Here is a 15,070-nt window from a genome sequence, read left to right on the forward strand (position 1 = left end):
TCAGAAAGTTGCACAAGAGACCATTGCAAGGTGTCAGGGGCGCGGCTAGCCAAGATGTGATGATCACCCAAATCAAAGACGCGATGGAGCCGATCGCCGTTGTGCTCCTGTCCGGTGGACTTGATTCGATGGTATGTGCGGGTTTGGCCAAGGAACAGGGGTTCCGCGTCCTTGCACTCACCATCGACTACAATCAGCGGCACCGTGTCGAGCTTGACGCGGCCAAGACCATCGCTGAACGCATCGGGGTGGAGCGTCATGTCATCCTGCCGATGGACCTCCGGCAATTTGGCGGCTCGGCTCTGACAGATGACATTGCCGTGCCGAAGGAAGGCGTTGGCGAGGACATCCCGGTGACATACGTTCCTGCACGGAACCTGGTGTTCCTGTCTCTTGCCCTGGCATGGGCAGAAGCTGCTGGATCAAAGGATATATTCATCGGCGTAAACGCGCTCGACTACTCGGGGTATCCTGACTGTCGGCCAGAGTTCATCGCCGGGTTTGAAAGTCTTGCGCGAGTGGCGACCAAGATCGGTAGCCAGGGTGGCAACGTAACGGTGCACGCCCCGCTCCAGTACCTCAAAAAATCAGAGATCGCGCAACAAGCAGCGCGACTGGGGCTCGATGCAGGCCAGAGCTGGTCCTGCTACGATCCCTTGGAAAACGGGAGAGCCTGCGGCGTATGCGACAGTTGTCGCCTGCGGCAAGCAGGGTTTGAAGAGGCAGGACTTGATGACGGAACCCAGTACGGTTGAACACCAGGCCAAGCCGGTCGAGAAGGGCGAAATACAGCAGGCGACTGGCTACAGTTGGTACGTTCTTGGCGTGCTGGTCCTGGTCTATGTGCTGAACTTTGTCGACAGACAGATCCTGTCGATCCTTGCAAACGATATCAAGAAGGACTTGGCGCTCACCGACGCGGATCTGGGCTTTCTCTACGGCACTGCGTTTGCTGTCTTCTATTCGCTCTTCGGAATTCCGCTCGGTCGCCTTGCAGATAACTGGCATCGTGTCCGGCTAATGAGCACAGGACTGGCTCTTTGGTCCGTCATGACCGCGGTTTCGGGCTTCTCGCGCAGCGGCGGGCAGTTGACGGTCGCTCGCATCGGCGTCGGCGTCGGCGAGGCAACCGCAAGCCCTGCCGCCTACTCTCTGATCTCCGACTATTTTCCGCAACGATTGCGGGCCACGGCCTTGTCCATCTATTCTTCGGGCCTTTTCCTCGGAGGGGGTCTGTCACTTTTGCTGGGCGGCCTCATCGTAGAGCGCTGGAATGCAGCCTATCCCGGTGGCGGACCGCTCGGGCTCGTCGGTTGGCAGGCGGCGTTCATGGCAGTCGGCTTGCCGGGCATTGCGCTCGCAGTGCTGGTGGCAACCCTGCGCGAACCGGTGCGTGGCGCGATCGATGGTCGGCCCACGCCCGGGAGCGATCAGCCGTTCAAGGGCTTCTTTGGCGAACTTGTCACCGTCATCCCACCGCTCACACTGATCGGCGCGCTGCAACGAGGACCCAAGGCACTGGTTGCAAACGTGGTCGTAGCGGGCCTTATCGCAGCGCTGATAGCGGGCATTACTGCGGTGCTGGGCCGGTCGACCATGCAGCAGTGGATTTTTGTGGGGGTGGGGACTTATGCGGTATTCAGTTGGGCCAGTGCCCTGCGCGCAAGAGACCCCGCAACGTTTCGACTAATCTGGGGAACACCCGCCTTCATCTGCACGACGCTCGGCTATGGCATGGTCGCGTTCACGTCATACGCGACATCTTACTGGGCGGCACCCTACGCTGAGCGGACGTTCGATATTGCCAAGGCAGAATTGGGTTGGTTTATCGGCGCGCCTGGTGCGCTCGCCGGATTTCTTGGCGTGATCATCGGGGGCCGAGTTGCCGATGTGCTCCACAAGCGCCACGGCTCGGGGAGGATCCTGGTCACCCTGTTCGGACTGATCGCTCCCATATTGCCGATGGTCATCGCTTTCAGAAGCGAGAGCTTTCCCTTGTTCGTGTGTATGCTGTTTGTTGCACAGTCCATGTCGAGCAGTGCGCTAGGTGGTGCAGCGGCGACGAGCCAAGCGCTCGTTCTACCCAGAATGCGCGGAACAGCGACAGCGACCTTTTTTCTGGCAACGACTCTGGTCGGTCTCGCTCTAGGTCCGTTCATGGCGGGCTATGTATCGGCCACCTACGGCGACAATCTCTCACTTGGAGTGCTCTCGACACTGATCTCAGCGCCGATCGGCCTGGTATTGTTGATCGTTGCTATCCGCAGCGTACCGGCCGCCATCGCAAGCTTGGAAGAGCGCGCGAGAGCGGCAGGCGAGCCAGTGTAAGTGTTCAGCGCATGCGGGTAAGCACGCCGCAGGCAATGCGCCCGCCGCTGTTTCCGCTGGGGTCCGTTGCGTAATCATCGGGCCCCGCGTGAACGACCAATGCGGTGCCGTCAGCATCGAACAGGTTCGCGAGGGTATCTTGTCCCGATCCCGCAATCGAGTGGCGAAGGGATCCACGCCCGTCTGACGTGACTACGATATTCGGCAGATCGCCCAAGTGAGGGCCTGCAGGGTTCATTGTGCCGTGCTGATGCGACGTCGGATTGAGGTGGCCACCAGCCGTGGTGAAACCGGGCGCCTCACATTTTCCTGTGGTGTGCAGATGAATGCCATGAGGACCGGGCGATAGTCCCTTTACATTGACGACTAGCGCGAGTTCGGCCCCCCGTTGTTCGATGCTCGCCTTGCCTACCGGCGCTCCGGTCGAATTTTGCAAGGAGGCCTCAGCCAGTAGCGCTGCCATCGGAGGGGTGCTCTGCACATCGGCACAGGCCTCAAGAAGCAAGCAGCAAGCAAGCGGCGCAGTAGCGGCTTTCGAAATCATCGTCGTAGTCTCCATCTGCATTGGCACTCAGACCATAACGAAAAAGGGGCCGGATTTCTCCGACCCCTTTTTTTGTTTTCGGGTAATCCGAAGATTACATGCCCGAACCCGGACCGTACGTGATTTCCACGCGGCGGTTCTGGAGTTCGCGAACGCCATCGGCGGTCGGAACGCGCGGGTTGCTTTCGCCAAACGCCTGGCTTGTGATCGAACCGCTCGGGATGCCGTGCGTGGTGAGGTACGAGGTAACCGAAGCGTTGCGGCGCTCCGACAGACCCTGGTTGTACTTCACGGTACCCGAACGGTCAGCATAGCCAGCGAGCATGATCGGAACGCTCGCGCAGTTGCCGTAAGCGGTAACTGCGTTGTCAAGGATCGTCGCTGCCTCAGGCGTGATGTCCGACTTATCCCAGTCGAAGAACACGATGTACGGACCCTTGTTGCAGACCGGAGCCGGCGGCGGGGGCGGCGGGGGCGGCGGGGGCGGCGGGGGCGGCGGGGGCGGCGGCGGCGGAGCCACTTCCTCGACCGGTGCAGCGCCACCGAAGTTGTAGCTCAGCGTGCCCATCAGCGAGTGCGAACGGAACTTGGTGCGTGCATTCTGACCCGCATTCGTCACCAGATCGATGTGATCCTGGTTGAAGAAGCGGTACTTCAGACCAACGTCGACGCGGTCGGAAAGCGGTGCACGGATGCCCGCGAGGGCCTGCCACGCAAAGCCGGTGTCCGAGTCGACAAGGCTGCGGGCGGTGTCGCTGTAAATCACGGCAACCTTAGCTCGGCTTACGCCAACGCCACCACCGACAAAGCCCTGAAGGCCATCATCGGGACCGAAGTCGAGAAGGCCGTTGACCATGAAGCTGAGAGCTTCTGCACCGCCACCAAGCTGCGAGTCAGGGATGACAGCAGTTACGGCGTCGTAGCTCTTTTCTTCTGCACGGCGATAGCTGACTTCGCTTTCCAGACGGAAGCCACCGAAGTCATAACCGACCACGCCGCCGAAATCGTAACCCGTGCGGGTATCGAGAACGCCCAGCTGGTTGGAACCACGAAGGTTCTCGATGTCTTCGACGATCATCGCGCCAGCATCAGCTTCAACGTACCAAGCATCATCACGTGCGAATGCAGGCGATGCCAAGGCACTCGAGGCCAAGGCTACGCCCAGGACCAGTTTCCGCATTATTGTTTCCCCTTTTTGCGACATCATGCCACGTCGTGCAGGTTGTCTACCGTTTCCAAAGTGGTCATGCAAGCAGACAAACACACTGACTGTTGCAAGAAAACAACGATCGAGATCCGTTGTGCATTGCAATAGCAGTTGATTGCGCCCTCATGTCCCGGTGGAATGCCGTGACAGAGATTTGGTTCCGCTTAACTTTGCGAAATTATCCCGGTAGACCGCAGTGCAGCCAAAATGGACGCGACAGTCTGTCGAACTTCCGTATCGATCACCGACACGCCGGTGGCAGGCGTGATTGGCCCGCATGATGTCCAATTACCGTTGAAAATCTTCAACGCTCCGATCGAACGGTCGAGAATGCACATGCCAACAACGGGTGTTGCAAATCGCAATCCACCCTCGGTCCATCCCGCCAGGTTGTGAACCTGCCCAGAGAAAATGCCCGATGGCTGTTCCCCGACGATCCACATCGATCCTGCTTCTGGATCCGCCGGGGCCTCGTTTACTGTTCCGATAACGACGCCGCACAGCAGCATATCGACCATCGTCAGGCTTTCATTGATGGTCGGCTCTTTCTGTGACTTACCCAGAAGCGTGGCTGTGCTGCGGGCCACGCAAGCTTTCCGGCTCGGCTGCCGAATAAAGATGCGCTTGTGCGCCATTGGGCCAGACCAGCCGCCGCACCGAACTCTCGAACACCGGCCGCCGCCATGGCGCCCCGATGGACAAGAGCCCGCTTTCGCCTTCCACCATCACGCTGCGTGCCTCGTGCAGGGACGATCCCACCAGCGCGATGCGCGCATCGGGATCGGCCTCCGCAACCCGGCGCACCCATTCGGCGCCCAGCCGCGTCTTGCCGAAACCGCGCCCGGCCATGATCAGCCAGATCCGCCAGTCGCCTTGGGGAGGCAACTGGTTCGGCCTTGCCCAGGTTTGCCAATCAAATGGCCATTCCGCGATTTCAACCTTGTCGAACCGCCTGAGATAGCCGTCCACCTGCTCGGGGCTCGCATCGAAAAGCCAGTCCAGCAACGTGCCCCCGCTCATGCAGGGGTGCCGCCCGGAAGATCATCCATTGCCCCGCCATTGCGCTGGCGCTGCATTTCCTCGCGGATCTGCAGCAGCTTGGCGTGGATCGATTTGCGCACCGCTTCCACATCGGCGTTGTCGCGGATCGCCCGCTCGCGCGCCACCGTCTCACGATGCTGCGAAAGCAGTCGCAGGGCAGTGGCATTGTCGAACTTTGCGCCGATCTCCTTGGGCTCGCCGAAACGCAGGCGGTGCAACACCTCGATCTCGAGCAGATCGTAACCCTCACACAGCGCCTCACGCCAGCGCGCGGCAAATTCGCTGTCGTCGCGCTTTTCCTTGTAGACCTTGGACAGTTGCACCTGCGCATCCGCGGCTGCGGCCGTCACATTCGAAGTTTCGGCAAGCTTCGCCAGGAACAGTATCTTCCACGGGGCACTGCCGCGCCTTGATACAGCCCCATCGCCTTCTGCCTGCGCCGTGCGCGCAGCATTCCCTTTCGCGCCCGAACTCGTCGCACGCGGCTGCACAGTCGGCTTGGCCATAGTGACCATCCCTCCCGGAAATGAGCTGTCAGAGAACCGCTTGGCCGGTTCGTCCCTTGGCGGGAGCGACTCGGTCTATCGCGATGTTCTTGTTATGTACCGAAAGAGCGTGACGATGTCAATCGAAAAGTGCCAATCAGGTTCTTTTTGGGAAATGGGATAACCAATGCGATCGGTACTGCGTGCCTCGCTAACAATGGTCTCTGCCTGCAGGGCGTATCTCGCAGCCCCAATCAGCACTTCCCCTCAGCCCGCGCCTCGCCTATCCGCACGCAAGCAACAACGAACGGAATCCCGATGCTTCGCCGCCTGTACGATTGGACCATGGCCAAGGCCGCGCACCCCCATGCCGAATGGTGGCTCGCGCTCTTCGCGTTCATGGAGGCAAGCTTCTTTCCGATCCCGCCGCACCCGCTGCTGGGCCTGATGTGCCTGGCCGAACCCAAGAAGGCCGTGCGCTTCGCCGCTGTCGCCACGATCGCCTCGGTCCTTGGCGGGTTGCTCGGCTACGCAATCGGCTATGGCCTCTACGATACGGTCGGCACCCAGTTGCTCGCGGCACTTCACCTGACCGAGAGCTTCCCCAAGGCGGCGTGCTATTTGCGCGAATACGGGGTCGAGATCATCATGATCAAGGGCGCCACGCCCATTCCCTTCAAGCTTTTGACGATAACCGCAGGCTTCATCGCCATGCCGCTGGTGCCGTTCATCCTTGCCAGCATCGTCAGCCGCTCGATCAGTTTCATGATCGTGGGAATTTTGTTCCGCCTGTTCGGTGCACCGATCAAGCGCTTCATCGACAAGTACCTTGGCCTCGTTACCGTCGGCTTCGTCCTGCTCATCGTCGGCGGTTTCATTGCCGCAACGATGCTCGGCGGCAGCGGCACTTCGGATACCAAGGCCAAGTGCGAACAGGTCGCGCCGATTACCGCATCCTGATTGTGGAATACGCTTTTTGCGCCTCTTGACGGTTCACGGCATCTTCAGGATTTTTCGCCACAACTGAAACTGTCTTTGCGACTTTTGCATGGGTCGGAGCATCGCGCTCCCATCGGCCGGTGCTCCTTCCGAACCGTAGGAAGGAAAAGCATGGGACGTGTGAGCGCAAACGAGGACATCCGGCTGCAGATGGCGGGATACGGCCTCACCACTATCCAGATCCACTATTACCTGCCCGACCATCCCAGCCTGCTGCAGATGTTCGCTTTTCAGCAATACGATCTCGCCCCGCGCTTCCCCCGCCTGCATGGCTTTCTCGACCACTGGCGGCGCGAAATCGAAGCCGCACTTCACTCGGTCCGCATTGCGCACAACCACCTGATCGGCCCGCAGGAATGGCGGGCCGTCGATGGTGTGATCTCGATCAACTAAAGCCCGAACCGGTAGGAGTAGCCCAAACCGACCGAGAACTGCGTGCGCTGTCCGCGCTCGCGGATCAGCGAACTCCCAGCAGGTTCGCCGCCCAGTCGATCAGCTCCGGCAAAAACCGCCACTGCGCGCTTGGCGCTCAACGGCCGGATCAGGCTGCCGCCAAGACCATAGGACACGAGCCCGCCATTGGGCCGTGAGACCGCCAGCCCCGTGCGCGCCGCTTGGGCCGCATCAACGCCGTAGTAGGTCCGCATGAAGTCACCGCTGGCAAATGTCGCGCGCGGCCCCACGGCGTAGATCAGCTTGCCCTCGCGCCCGGAATACTGCGCCAGCACGTCGCCCACCACGCCTTCATGTCCGCCAAAGCCCTGCCGTACTTCGGCGCGCACGCGCCACTGCTTCTTCGCGCCCAACCGCTTCTCGACAAAGCCGCCAGCCTCGCCGGCAATGCCCACGTCGCCCATGCCACGCAGGGCATCGCTGCCCCCGGCGATCAGGAAAGGCGATCCGCCGTCGTCATCGTTGCGGCCGAACCGGGTCCGCACGATCGGCCCAGCCTTCCAGCCATCATGATTTACCGCATTCCAGCCGAGGCCATCCTGCACCGAGAGGAACAGCGTGTCCTTGTAGTTCACGCGCAGGTCCGGGAAGATCGACAGCGCTGTGTCCTTCGATCCGGACCAGGCCATGCCGAACACCGGCGCCACGCCCACTGTCATCGTCCACCCCTGCGGCGCCATGGGCAGTCCTGCCGGCCGCACCGGAGCGGTCGCGGAAGGAGCGGTCTGGGCGCTGGCGGGATGCAGCAGGACAATACCCAGGCCCAAGCCCAGACCCAGCGCAGCGCGAACCAGACGCATCCTTATTCTCCTCAGTGTAAGTAACGATCCGCGCGTCCTATGGACTGCCTCCAAGACCGGCGCTTTGCGGCAATGTGTCGAAAACTTGCGCTTGTGCAGGAGCGCACACCCGGCGATCCTCGCCCGATGCTCACGCTTTACCATTGCACCAACGCCCGCTCGTTCCGCGCCTTGTGGGCGCTTGAGGAAATGGGACTGCCCTACGATCTGCATGTCCTGCCCTTCCCGCCGCGCAAGCGGCACGAGAACATGCATGATATCAATCCCTTGGGCACGATCCCAGTGCTCTTCGACGGTGACGTTCGCCTGACCGAAAGCGTAGCGATCCCGCACTATCTCGCCACGAAATACGGGCCGACTGACCTCGCCGTTGCACCGGACGAGCCAGGATATGGCGCCTACCTCAACTTCCTTGTCATGGGCGAGGCGACGCTGACCTTCCCGCAGACCATCCACCTGCGCTATCAGGTCTTCGCCCCGCGCGAGGAGCGCCGCCCCGAAATTGCCCGCGATTACGCCGAATGGTTTGGGTCCCGCCTGCGCAACGTCGAAACGATGATGGGGGCCAGTCATGTTGCCGCAGACCGATTCACCATGGCCGATATTTCCGTAGGTTACGCAGTGATGCTGGCGCTTTCGGTCGGCCTTGAGGAGTTCGTGTCCGAGCGCCTGCGGACATATTTCGAAAGCCTCCGCAATCGCCCCGCCTTCCAGCGCGCGATTGCGGCGCAGGGTCCCGCAGCCTAAGCACGTGGCATGGCCCTTATTGCGTTCAACAAGCCGTTTGGCGTGCTTTGCCAGTTCAGTCCGGAGCGCGACGGGCCGCCACGCCATACTTTGACCGATTTCATCGACTTTCCCGGTGTTTACCCAGCCGGCCGGCTTGACCACGACAGCGAAGGCTTGCTGCTGCTGACCGACGATGGCCGCCTTCAGGCCCGCATCGCCGATCCGCGCCACAAACTGCCCAAGACCTATCTGGTGCAGGTAGAGGGCGAACCCGACGCTGCGGCGCTTGCGGCCTTGCGAAAGGGCGTCGTCCTCAAGGACGGACCGACGCTACCCGCGCTAGCCGAACGGATCGACGATCCTGCGCTGTGGCCCCGTGATCCGCCGATCCGCGTGCGCAAATCGGTGCCCGATTGCTGGCTTTCACTGACCATTCGCGAAGGTCGCAACCGGCAGGTGCGCCGGATGACGGCAGCTGTCGGCCATCCCACCTTGCGGCTGGTCAGGTGGAGCATAGGTGAGTGGCAGGTGGGAGATATGTCGCCGGGGGAATGGCGCCAGCTCTAGCGCGCGTTCAGCCCTTCGCCGAGCAGGTCGGCTGCAACCCGTGCGATGTCGTCGACGGGACGGCTGTCGTCCCATACCCCGAAGCGCAGACCGAGGAACACATTCATCCCCATGATCGCCCAGGCGCGCACGTCCTGCTCGCCATCGCGAAGTGTTCCCGCCGCCACGCCCTCGGCCAGACGCGCGGCGATGCGGGTGGCAGTGCCTTCGTAATGAGCGCGGTAGCTTGCCGGATCGGCGAACTCCGCCTCGTCGATAATCCGGTAGATTTCCTTGTGTTCGCGCGCGAAGTTGAGAAATCCCGCCAGCGCCTCGCGCTCGCGCTGCAACCCGCTTGATCCTTCGCTCATCGCTGCTGCCGCCGTCGTCGCAACGCGGGCCGACATGTCGCGGACCAGTGCGGTGAAGATCGCGTCCTTCGAATCGAAGTAGGTGTAGAAGCTGCCCAGCGCAGTGCCGGCGCGGCGGGTGATACCGCTGATCGACGCTTCGTGGAAGCCGCGCTCGCCAAACTCTGCCGCTGCAGCATCGAGCAGGCGCCGCAGCGTTTCGCGGCCGCGCGCCGTGCGCGGCACCTTGCCCGGACTGGCAGAGCTGGCCTGCGCCATGAAATCGTCTCCCCGCAACGGACCTGTTGCCGTTCCGCCACGATTCGTAACCGCAAACACATCGCCCCACAACTCAAACTTGAAAGGTGGTTCAACTTTCAATATTGGAAGGATGAGCGGACGAAGCAGTCCGCGAGAGGGAGCCTGCCTGATGACCCGAATTTCCACGCGCGCCGCGCTGATCGCTACTGCTGCGCTGTTCGCCCTGCCCGCCATGCCCGCATTCGCGCAGGACATGCCCGCCGCAGAAGACACCGGCGATGTCGCCACCAGCAACGAAATCACCGTGGTCGCCCGCCGCCGCGAAGAGCGCCTGCTCGACGTGCCGATCGCCATCTCGGCGCTCAACACCGAAGCGCTGGAAAAGGCCGGCGCCAAGGACCTTTCGGGCATCCAGGGCGCGATCCCCAACGTCAACATCGTGCAGGGCCGCGGCTCGGCCAGCAGCGCCAACTTCTACATTCGCGGCATCGGCCAGCCCGACGCGCTGCAGACCTTTGACCCGGCTGTCGGCGTCTATGTCGATGGCGTCTATCTCAGCCGTATCCAGGGCGCGCTGCTCAACCTGTTCGACGTCCAGCGCGTCGAAGTGCTGCGCGGGCCGCAGGGCACGCTCTATGGCAAGAACACCATCGGCGGCGCGGTCAACGTCGTCTCCAAGAAGCCTGATCTCGATACCGTGCGCGGCGAAGCGGCCTTCACTTATGGCCGCTTCGATGAAGTGACTGCAAAGGGCTATGTCTCGGCGCCGCTCGTCACCGACAAGCTCGCGCTTTCTCTGGCTGGCGTCTATGATGACCGCGACGGCATCGTCACCGATCCGGCCACGGGCAAGAAGTACAACGATCGCAACAACCTCTCGGGCCGCGCCATCCTGCGCGCGAAGCCTTCCGAGACGGTCGAGATCAGCCTTGCCGGCGACTACACCCGCCAGCGCAATGCGCTGACGCTGGGCCAGGCCACAGCGCCGCTGATCGGCTTCAACTACAACGCCACCTTCACCGCGCTGACGCCGTTCACCATCGCGCCGGCGGCTGGCCCGTGGAAGTATCAGGCTTCGACCAGCTTCAAGAACGACGAAGGCCAGCGCCTTGATCACTGGGGCGTTTCGGGAACGGTCAACGTCGACCTCTCCGATACCCTGCAGCTTGTATCGATCACCGCCTACCGCAAGCTCAAGACCGATTTCTTCGTCGACATTGACGGCACCGCTGCCGAAGTGGGCGACGTGCTGGTCAGCACCCGCCAGCACCAGTTCAGCCAGGAACTGCAGCTCAAGCTCGATGCCGACAAGCTCAAGGGCGTGCTCGGCCTCTACTATCTAAACGAGCACGTGACCTCGCACCAGGAAGCCTATGCCGACAGCTACCTGCGCTATGTGAACACGCCGCTGAACTTCCTGCGCACGATCGACGACGAGCAGGACACCAAGTCCTACGCCGCCTTTGGCCAGCTTACCTATGACTTCACCGATGCGCTCTCGCTGACCGCAGGCCTGCGCTACACCCGCGAGACCAAGGAATACTTCCGCACCACCACGGCAACAACGTCGAGCCCGGTCTTCCCGGCGATCGTGATCAAGAACACGTTCGTCTTCCCGAACAATCTTCCCGCGCCGTTCAACGCCGACAATGACGTGACCTATGAAGCGTGGACGCCGTCGGCAACGCTCAGCTACAAGCCCTCGCAGAACACGATGGTCTATGGCTCGGTCAGCCGCGGCTTCAAGTCGGGCGGCTTCAACGGCCGCGTCAACGGCCTGGGTGACGTGACGCAGGAGATCAATGGCCAGCGCGTTGTCGTGCCGACGTTCAAGCCCGAAACGGTGTGGACTTACGAAGTCGGCGCCAAGGGCTCGTTCCTCAATGGCCGCGTGAACCTTTCCGGTGCTGCGTTCTATTCGGACTATTCGAACTTCCAAGCCCGCGTCGGCGGCGGCAACACCGGCATCACCGGCGGCAGCTTCCCCGTGCTCAACGCCGGCAAGCTGCGCATCCAGGGCTTCGAGTTCGACCTGAACGTGCGCCCGGCAACGCCGGTCACGCTGTTCGCCTCGGTCGGCTATCTCGATGCCGACTACAAGGAGTTCAACGACGGCCGCCGCGCGCCTTCGTTCAGCTGCAACCCCACCGGCACCAAGATCACCTGCCGCCCGCCCTTCGCACCGCCGCTCACGCTGCGCGTCGGCGGTGAATACCGCTTGCCGCTGGGCGAGGCTGCGCTGACCCTGGGTGGCGACGCCCGCTTCGTCGACAAGCACTACCTCTCGGTCGACAACCGTCCGGGGCTGACCGAAGACGGCTACTGGCTGGGCAACCTTTACGCCCAGGTCGATTTCGACAAGTTCTACCTGCGCGGCGCGGTGAAGAACGTGACCAACACGCTCTACAAGACCGACGGCCAGGAGTTCAGCTCGGTCGGCAACATCCAGACCGCCTACTACGGCGATCCGCGCACCTGGAACGTCACGGTCGGCGTGCGCTTCTGATCTGAACGGTCTCTCCTCGGAGCGCGGGCTCCCTCACCCAAAACCGCGCTCCGAAAAAGAAGAGCCCCGGACCGCAAGGCCGGGGCTTTTTCTTGTTCGCAAGACAAGCTCAGGGTTTTTTGCTCTTCAGCTTTATCCAGCCGAAACCCACCGCAAACCCGATCAGAAGCCCAATCGCCATATTGCCGATAACCGCGCCCAGAATGATGCCGCCGATAACACCCAGTGGAAATCCAACCGCCTGATCTTTCTGCATTAACCGCTGCCCTCAACCCTGTTTCGGCCTGTTACCGGGAATGCGGAAGCGAAGCAGATCAGCTTGCCAACCGCAACCCCGCCGCGGGGCTTTCCGCACCCGGCTGGTCCGGCCAGATGCCGCGCGTGTCGTAGACGACCTTGCCGCTGCGTTCGGCCAGCGGGATGACCTTGAACACGTCGTGATCCACCAGCACGATCAGCACGCCGCATTCTTCCAGCGCGGTATCGAGATCGATCTGGACAGCGCCGGTGCCTTCGAATTCACGGGGAAGCTGACCCGCATAGGGTTCGACCACGTTGATCCGGCTGCCGAACTGGCGGGCAAGGCTGGCGGCAACATAGCGCGCCGGGCTTTCGCGGAAATCATCGATGTTGGCCTTGAACGCCAGGCCGAGGCAGGCGACCTTCACACCCGGGTTGGCATTGACCAGTTCCGCCGCCTTCTTCACCACGTGATGCATCTTGCCGTCGTTGACGTTGCGCGCGGTGCGGATCAGGGGGGTTTCTTCCGGAGCGCCGGCCACGATGAACCAAGGGTCCACGGCGATGCAGTGCCCGCCAACGCCCGGCCCCGGCTGCAGGATGTTCACGCGCGGGTGACGGTTGGCGAGGCGAATCACTTCCCACACATCGAGGCCCATGCGGTCTGCCACCATCGACAGTTCGTTGGCAAAGGCGATGTTGACGTCGCGATAGGCGTTCTCGACCAGCTTGGTCATCTCGGCCGAGCGCGCATCGGTGGTGACGCAAGTGCCGCGCACGAAGCGCTTGTAGAACGCCAGTGCCTTGCGCGCGCAACGCGGGGTGATCCCGCCGATCGAGCGGTCGTTGTTGGTCAGTTCTTCAAGGATGCGCCCGGGCAGAACGCGCTCGGGGCAATAGGCGATGGAAACGTCGGGCGTTTCCTTGGTCTTTCCCAAGGAGTCTGGAAAAGGGAACTTCAGGTCGGGCCGCAGCCCCGCCATCAGATCGCGCATCTGCTCGGTGGTGCCAATGGGCGAGGTCGATTCAAGAATCACCGTGTCGCCGGCTTTGAGGACCGCAGCGACTTGTGTGGCAGCGGCCAGCACATAGGAAATGTCGGGCGTGTGATGGCCGTCCTTCTCGAACGGCGTCGGCACGGCGATCACGAAGACGTCGGACGGCGCAATCTGCGTGGATGCGCGGAGCAGACCGCGCTGGACGACGCCGTGGACGAGGCCATCGAGATCGACTTCCTCGATGTGGATTTCGCCGCGATTGATCGTGTCGACGACGTGTTGCGACACGTCGAGGCCGAGCACGCGGCATCCGGCGCGGGCTATGATGGCAGCGGTTGGAAGTCCGATATAGCCGAGGCCGACAACACAGACGTCCGGCTTCACATCACCCATCATTCGCCAGCAACTCCACGATACGGCGCGCCGATTGCCCATCCCCGAACGGGTTGTGCGCACGCGCCATGGCCGAATAGGCAGCCTTATCGTCGAGCAGGGTGAAGATTTCGGAAACGATGGTGTCGACATCGGTGCCGACGAGTTTCGCGGTCCCGGCAGTGACGCCTTCGGGGCGCTCGGTCGTCTCGCGCATGACAAGCACCGGCTTGCCCAGCGCGGGCGCTTCTTCCTGCACACCGCCCGAATCGGTCAGCATGATTTCGGCAATGGAAAGCAACCGGGCGAAGTGCGGATAATCGAGCGGTTCGATCATCGCGACGTTGGGCAGGCCCTGCAGGGCGGCATCCATCACCTTGCGCACGTTGGGATTGGGGTGGACCGGAAAGACCACGGCCACGTCGTCACGCGCGGCGATGCGGCGGATCGATTCGGCTATATTCTCTAGACCTCCGCCGAAGTTCTCGCGACGGTGGCTGGTCACGCCGATCACGCGCTTGCCGGCGAACCGAGCCTCGATCCCGGCAAGCCCGGAGGCCAGCGCAGGCTCGGCCCCAATCCGCGCCGTGACCCATTGCAAGGCATCGATAACGGTGTTGCCGGTGATGTGGACGGCGGCGGGATCGACGTTTTCGGCGAGCAGTGCTGCTGCGGAAACGTCGGTCGGCGCAAAGTGCAGCCTGGCGATCGTGCCGATGATCTTGCGGTTCACCTCCTCGGGCCAGGGGTGATAGATGTTATGGCTGCGCAGGCCCGCCTCGACATGGGCGACAGGCAGCTTGCGATAATAGGCAGCAAGCGCACCGGCCATGGCCGTGGCGGTATCGCCCTGAACGACGACCCAATCAGGCTGGACCTGATCCATCACCTTGCCAAGCCCGGTCAGCAATGCCGCAGTCAGCCCGTCAAGCGTCTGGTCGGGCTGCATCAGGTCCAGGTCGAAGTCCGGCACGATCCCGGCAATCTCCAGCACCTGATCAAGCATGCCACGATGCTGGGCAGAGACGCAGGTTACCACGCGGGTGCGCGGATCCGCCTGCAGCGCATGGACCACGGGGAACATCTTGATCGCTTCGGGACGGGTGCCGAACACCACTAGAACGGTCTTTGTCGTCATATCGGCTCCAATAACCGGCGAGTGTTAACCGTGAAATAAGAGCCTCGATTTAAGCATGGCGGCAATCCGGCGC

General features: G+C 62.2%; 16 protein-coding genes and 1 pseudogene. 7 read left to right on the forward strand and 10 right to left on the reverse strand.

Translation table 11 applies throughout. The annotated features are described in order from the left end of the window. Positions 1-59: 59 nt before the first annotated feature. Together queC and B9A23_RS15155 are read left to right on the forward strand one after the other, a co-directional pair. Positions 60-755, forward strand: a complete 696-nt coding sequence (queC, locus tag B9A23_RS15150) for a 7-cyano-7-deazaguanine synthase QueC (protein ID WP_084279931.1) — start codon at positions 60-62, stop codon at positions 753-755. Further along, complete coding sequence (locus tag B9A23_RS15155; protein WP_084279932.1) at positions 733-2,328, forward strand: spinster family MFS transporter; 1,596 nt, start codon at positions 733-735, stop codon at positions 2,326-2,328. The genes queC and B9A23_RS15155 overlap by 23 nt, the downstream gene beginning before the upstream one ends. A 4-nt stretch (positions 2,329-2,332) precedes the next feature. On the opposite strand, the gene B9A23_RS15160 is transcribed toward B9A23_RS15155, so the two are convergent. The 5 genes and pseudogenes from B9A23_RS15160 to B9A23_RS15175 all read right to left on the reverse strand — a co-directional run bounded on the left by B9A23_RS15160 (position 2,333) and on the right by B9A23_RS15175 (position 5,626). Beyond that, positions 2,333-2,872 carry a superoxide dismutase family protein gene (locus tag B9A23_RS15160; RefSeq protein ID WP_084279987.1) on the reverse strand — a complete coding sequence of 180 codons (540 nt, stop codon included), beginning with the start codon at positions 2,870-2,872 and terminating at the stop codon, positions 2,333-2,335. Positions 2,873-2,966: 94 nt separating this feature from the next. Beyond that, a complete protein-coding gene (locus B9A23_RS15165) occupies positions 2,967-4,052 on the reverse strand; it encodes an OmpA family protein (RefSeq protein WP_084279933.1) in 1,086 nt (361 codons plus the stop codon). Positions 4,053-4,243: 191 nt separating this feature from the next. Further along, complete coding sequence (locus B9A23_RS22330) at positions 4,244-4,714, reverse strand: DUF2793 domain-containing protein (RefSeq protein ID WP_139797494.1); 471 nt, start codon at positions 4,712-4,714, stop codon at positions 4,244-4,246. After that, positions 4,644-5,099, reverse strand: a pseudogene (locus B9A23_RS22335) (terminase family protein); the annotation flags it as partial. The pseudogene B9A23_RS22335 and the gene B9A23_RS22330, both read right to left, overlap by 71 nt. Further along, complete coding sequence (locus tag B9A23_RS15175) at positions 5,096-5,626, reverse strand: hypothetical protein (RefSeq protein ID WP_084279934.1); 531 nt, start codon at positions 5,624-5,626, stop codon at positions 5,096-5,098. The gene B9A23_RS15175 and the pseudogene B9A23_RS22335, both read right to left, overlap by 4 nt. Positions 5,627-5,923: 297 nt before the next feature. Between B9A23_RS15175 and B9A23_RS15180 the strand changes: the two genes are divergently transcribed. Both B9A23_RS15180 and B9A23_RS15185 read left to right on the forward strand, forming a co-directional pair. Then, entirely contained in the window at positions 5,924-6,565 is a 642-nt protein-coding gene (locus tag B9A23_RS15180; RefSeq protein ID WP_084279935.1) for a YqaA family protein, read from the forward strand. 150 nt (positions 6,566-6,715) lie between these two features. Further along, positions 6,716-6,997 carry an usg protein gene (locus B9A23_RS15185; protein WP_084279936.1) on the forward strand — a complete coding sequence of 94 codons (282 nt, stop codon included), beginning with the start codon at positions 6,716-6,718 and terminating at the stop codon, positions 6,995-6,997. On the opposite strand, the gene B9A23_RS15190 is transcribed toward B9A23_RS15185, so the two are convergent. After that, the gene (locus B9A23_RS15190; RefSeq protein ID WP_084279937.1) at positions 6,994-7,857 is read right to left on the reverse strand and encodes a MipA/OmpV family protein; all 864 of its coding nucleotides are present in this window, start codon (positions 7,855-7,857) and stop codon (positions 6,994-6,996) included. The two genes, B9A23_RS15185 and B9A23_RS15190, sit on opposite strands and share 4 nt — an antisense overlap. Before the next feature lie 126 nt (positions 7,858-7,983). Between B9A23_RS15190 and B9A23_RS15195 the strand changes: the two genes are divergently transcribed. Together B9A23_RS15195 and B9A23_RS15200 are read left to right on the forward strand one after the other, a co-directional pair. Continuing rightward, entirely contained in the window at positions 7,984-8,604 is a 621-nt protein-coding gene (locus tag B9A23_RS15195) for a glutathione S-transferase family protein (protein WP_084279988.1), read from the forward strand. A 9-nt stretch (positions 8,605-8,613) separates the two neighbouring features. Beyond that, complete coding sequence (locus B9A23_RS15200; RefSeq protein ID WP_084279938.1) at positions 8,614-9,153, forward strand: pseudouridine synthase; 540 nt, start codon at positions 8,614-8,616, stop codon at positions 9,151-9,153. Here the strand turns inward: B9A23_RS15200 and B9A23_RS15205 are convergent. Then, positions 9,150-9,761: a TetR/AcrR family transcriptional regulator gene (locus B9A23_RS15205; protein ID WP_084279939.1), complete on the reverse strand. Its 612-nt coding sequence runs from the start codon at positions 9,759-9,761 to the stop codon at positions 9,150-9,152. The two genes, B9A23_RS15200 and B9A23_RS15205, sit on opposite strands and share 4 nt — an antisense overlap. Before the next feature lie 151 nt (positions 9,762-9,912). On the opposite strand from B9A23_RS15205, the gene B9A23_RS15210 reads away from it, so the two are divergent. Further along, a complete protein-coding gene (locus tag B9A23_RS15210) occupies positions 9,913-12,249 on the forward strand; it encodes a TonB-dependent receptor (protein WP_084279940.1) in 2,337 nt (778 codons plus the stop codon). Positions 12,250-12,358: 109 nt separating this feature from the next. Here B9A23_RS15210 and B9A23_RS22860 read toward each other — a convergent pair whose 3' ends face one another. Genes B9A23_RS22860 through wecB form a run of 3 tightly spaced genes read right to left on the reverse strand, consistent with a single transcriptional unit; the run spans position 12,359 to position 14,997 of the window. Beyond that, complete coding sequence (locus B9A23_RS22860; protein ID WP_176218018.1) at positions 12,359-12,505, reverse strand: hypothetical protein; 147 nt, start codon at positions 12,503-12,505, stop codon at positions 12,359-12,361. A 58-nt stretch (positions 12,506-12,563) separates the two neighbouring features. Further along, positions 12,564-13,883, reverse strand: a complete 1,320-nt coding sequence (gene wecC, locus B9A23_RS15215; protein ID WP_084279941.1) for a UDP-N-acetyl-D-mannosamine dehydrogenase — start codon at positions 13,881-13,883, stop codon at positions 12,564-12,566. Then, positions 13,873-14,997 carry a non-hydrolyzing UDP-N-acetylglucosamine 2-epimerase gene (gene wecB, locus B9A23_RS15220; RefSeq protein ID WP_084279942.1) on the reverse strand — a complete coding sequence of 375 codons (1,125 nt, stop codon included), beginning with the start codon at positions 14,995-14,997 and terminating at the stop codon, positions 13,873-13,875. Before wecB ends, wecC begins: the two co-directional genes overlap by 11 nt. Positions 14,998-15,070 lie beyond the last annotated feature (73 nt).

Source organism: Novosphingobium sp. B1, assembly GCF_900176395.1.
In the GTDB taxonomy this organism is placed as follows: Bacteria; Pseudomonadota; Alphaproteobacteria; order Sphingomonadales; family Sphingomonadaceae; genus Novosphingobium.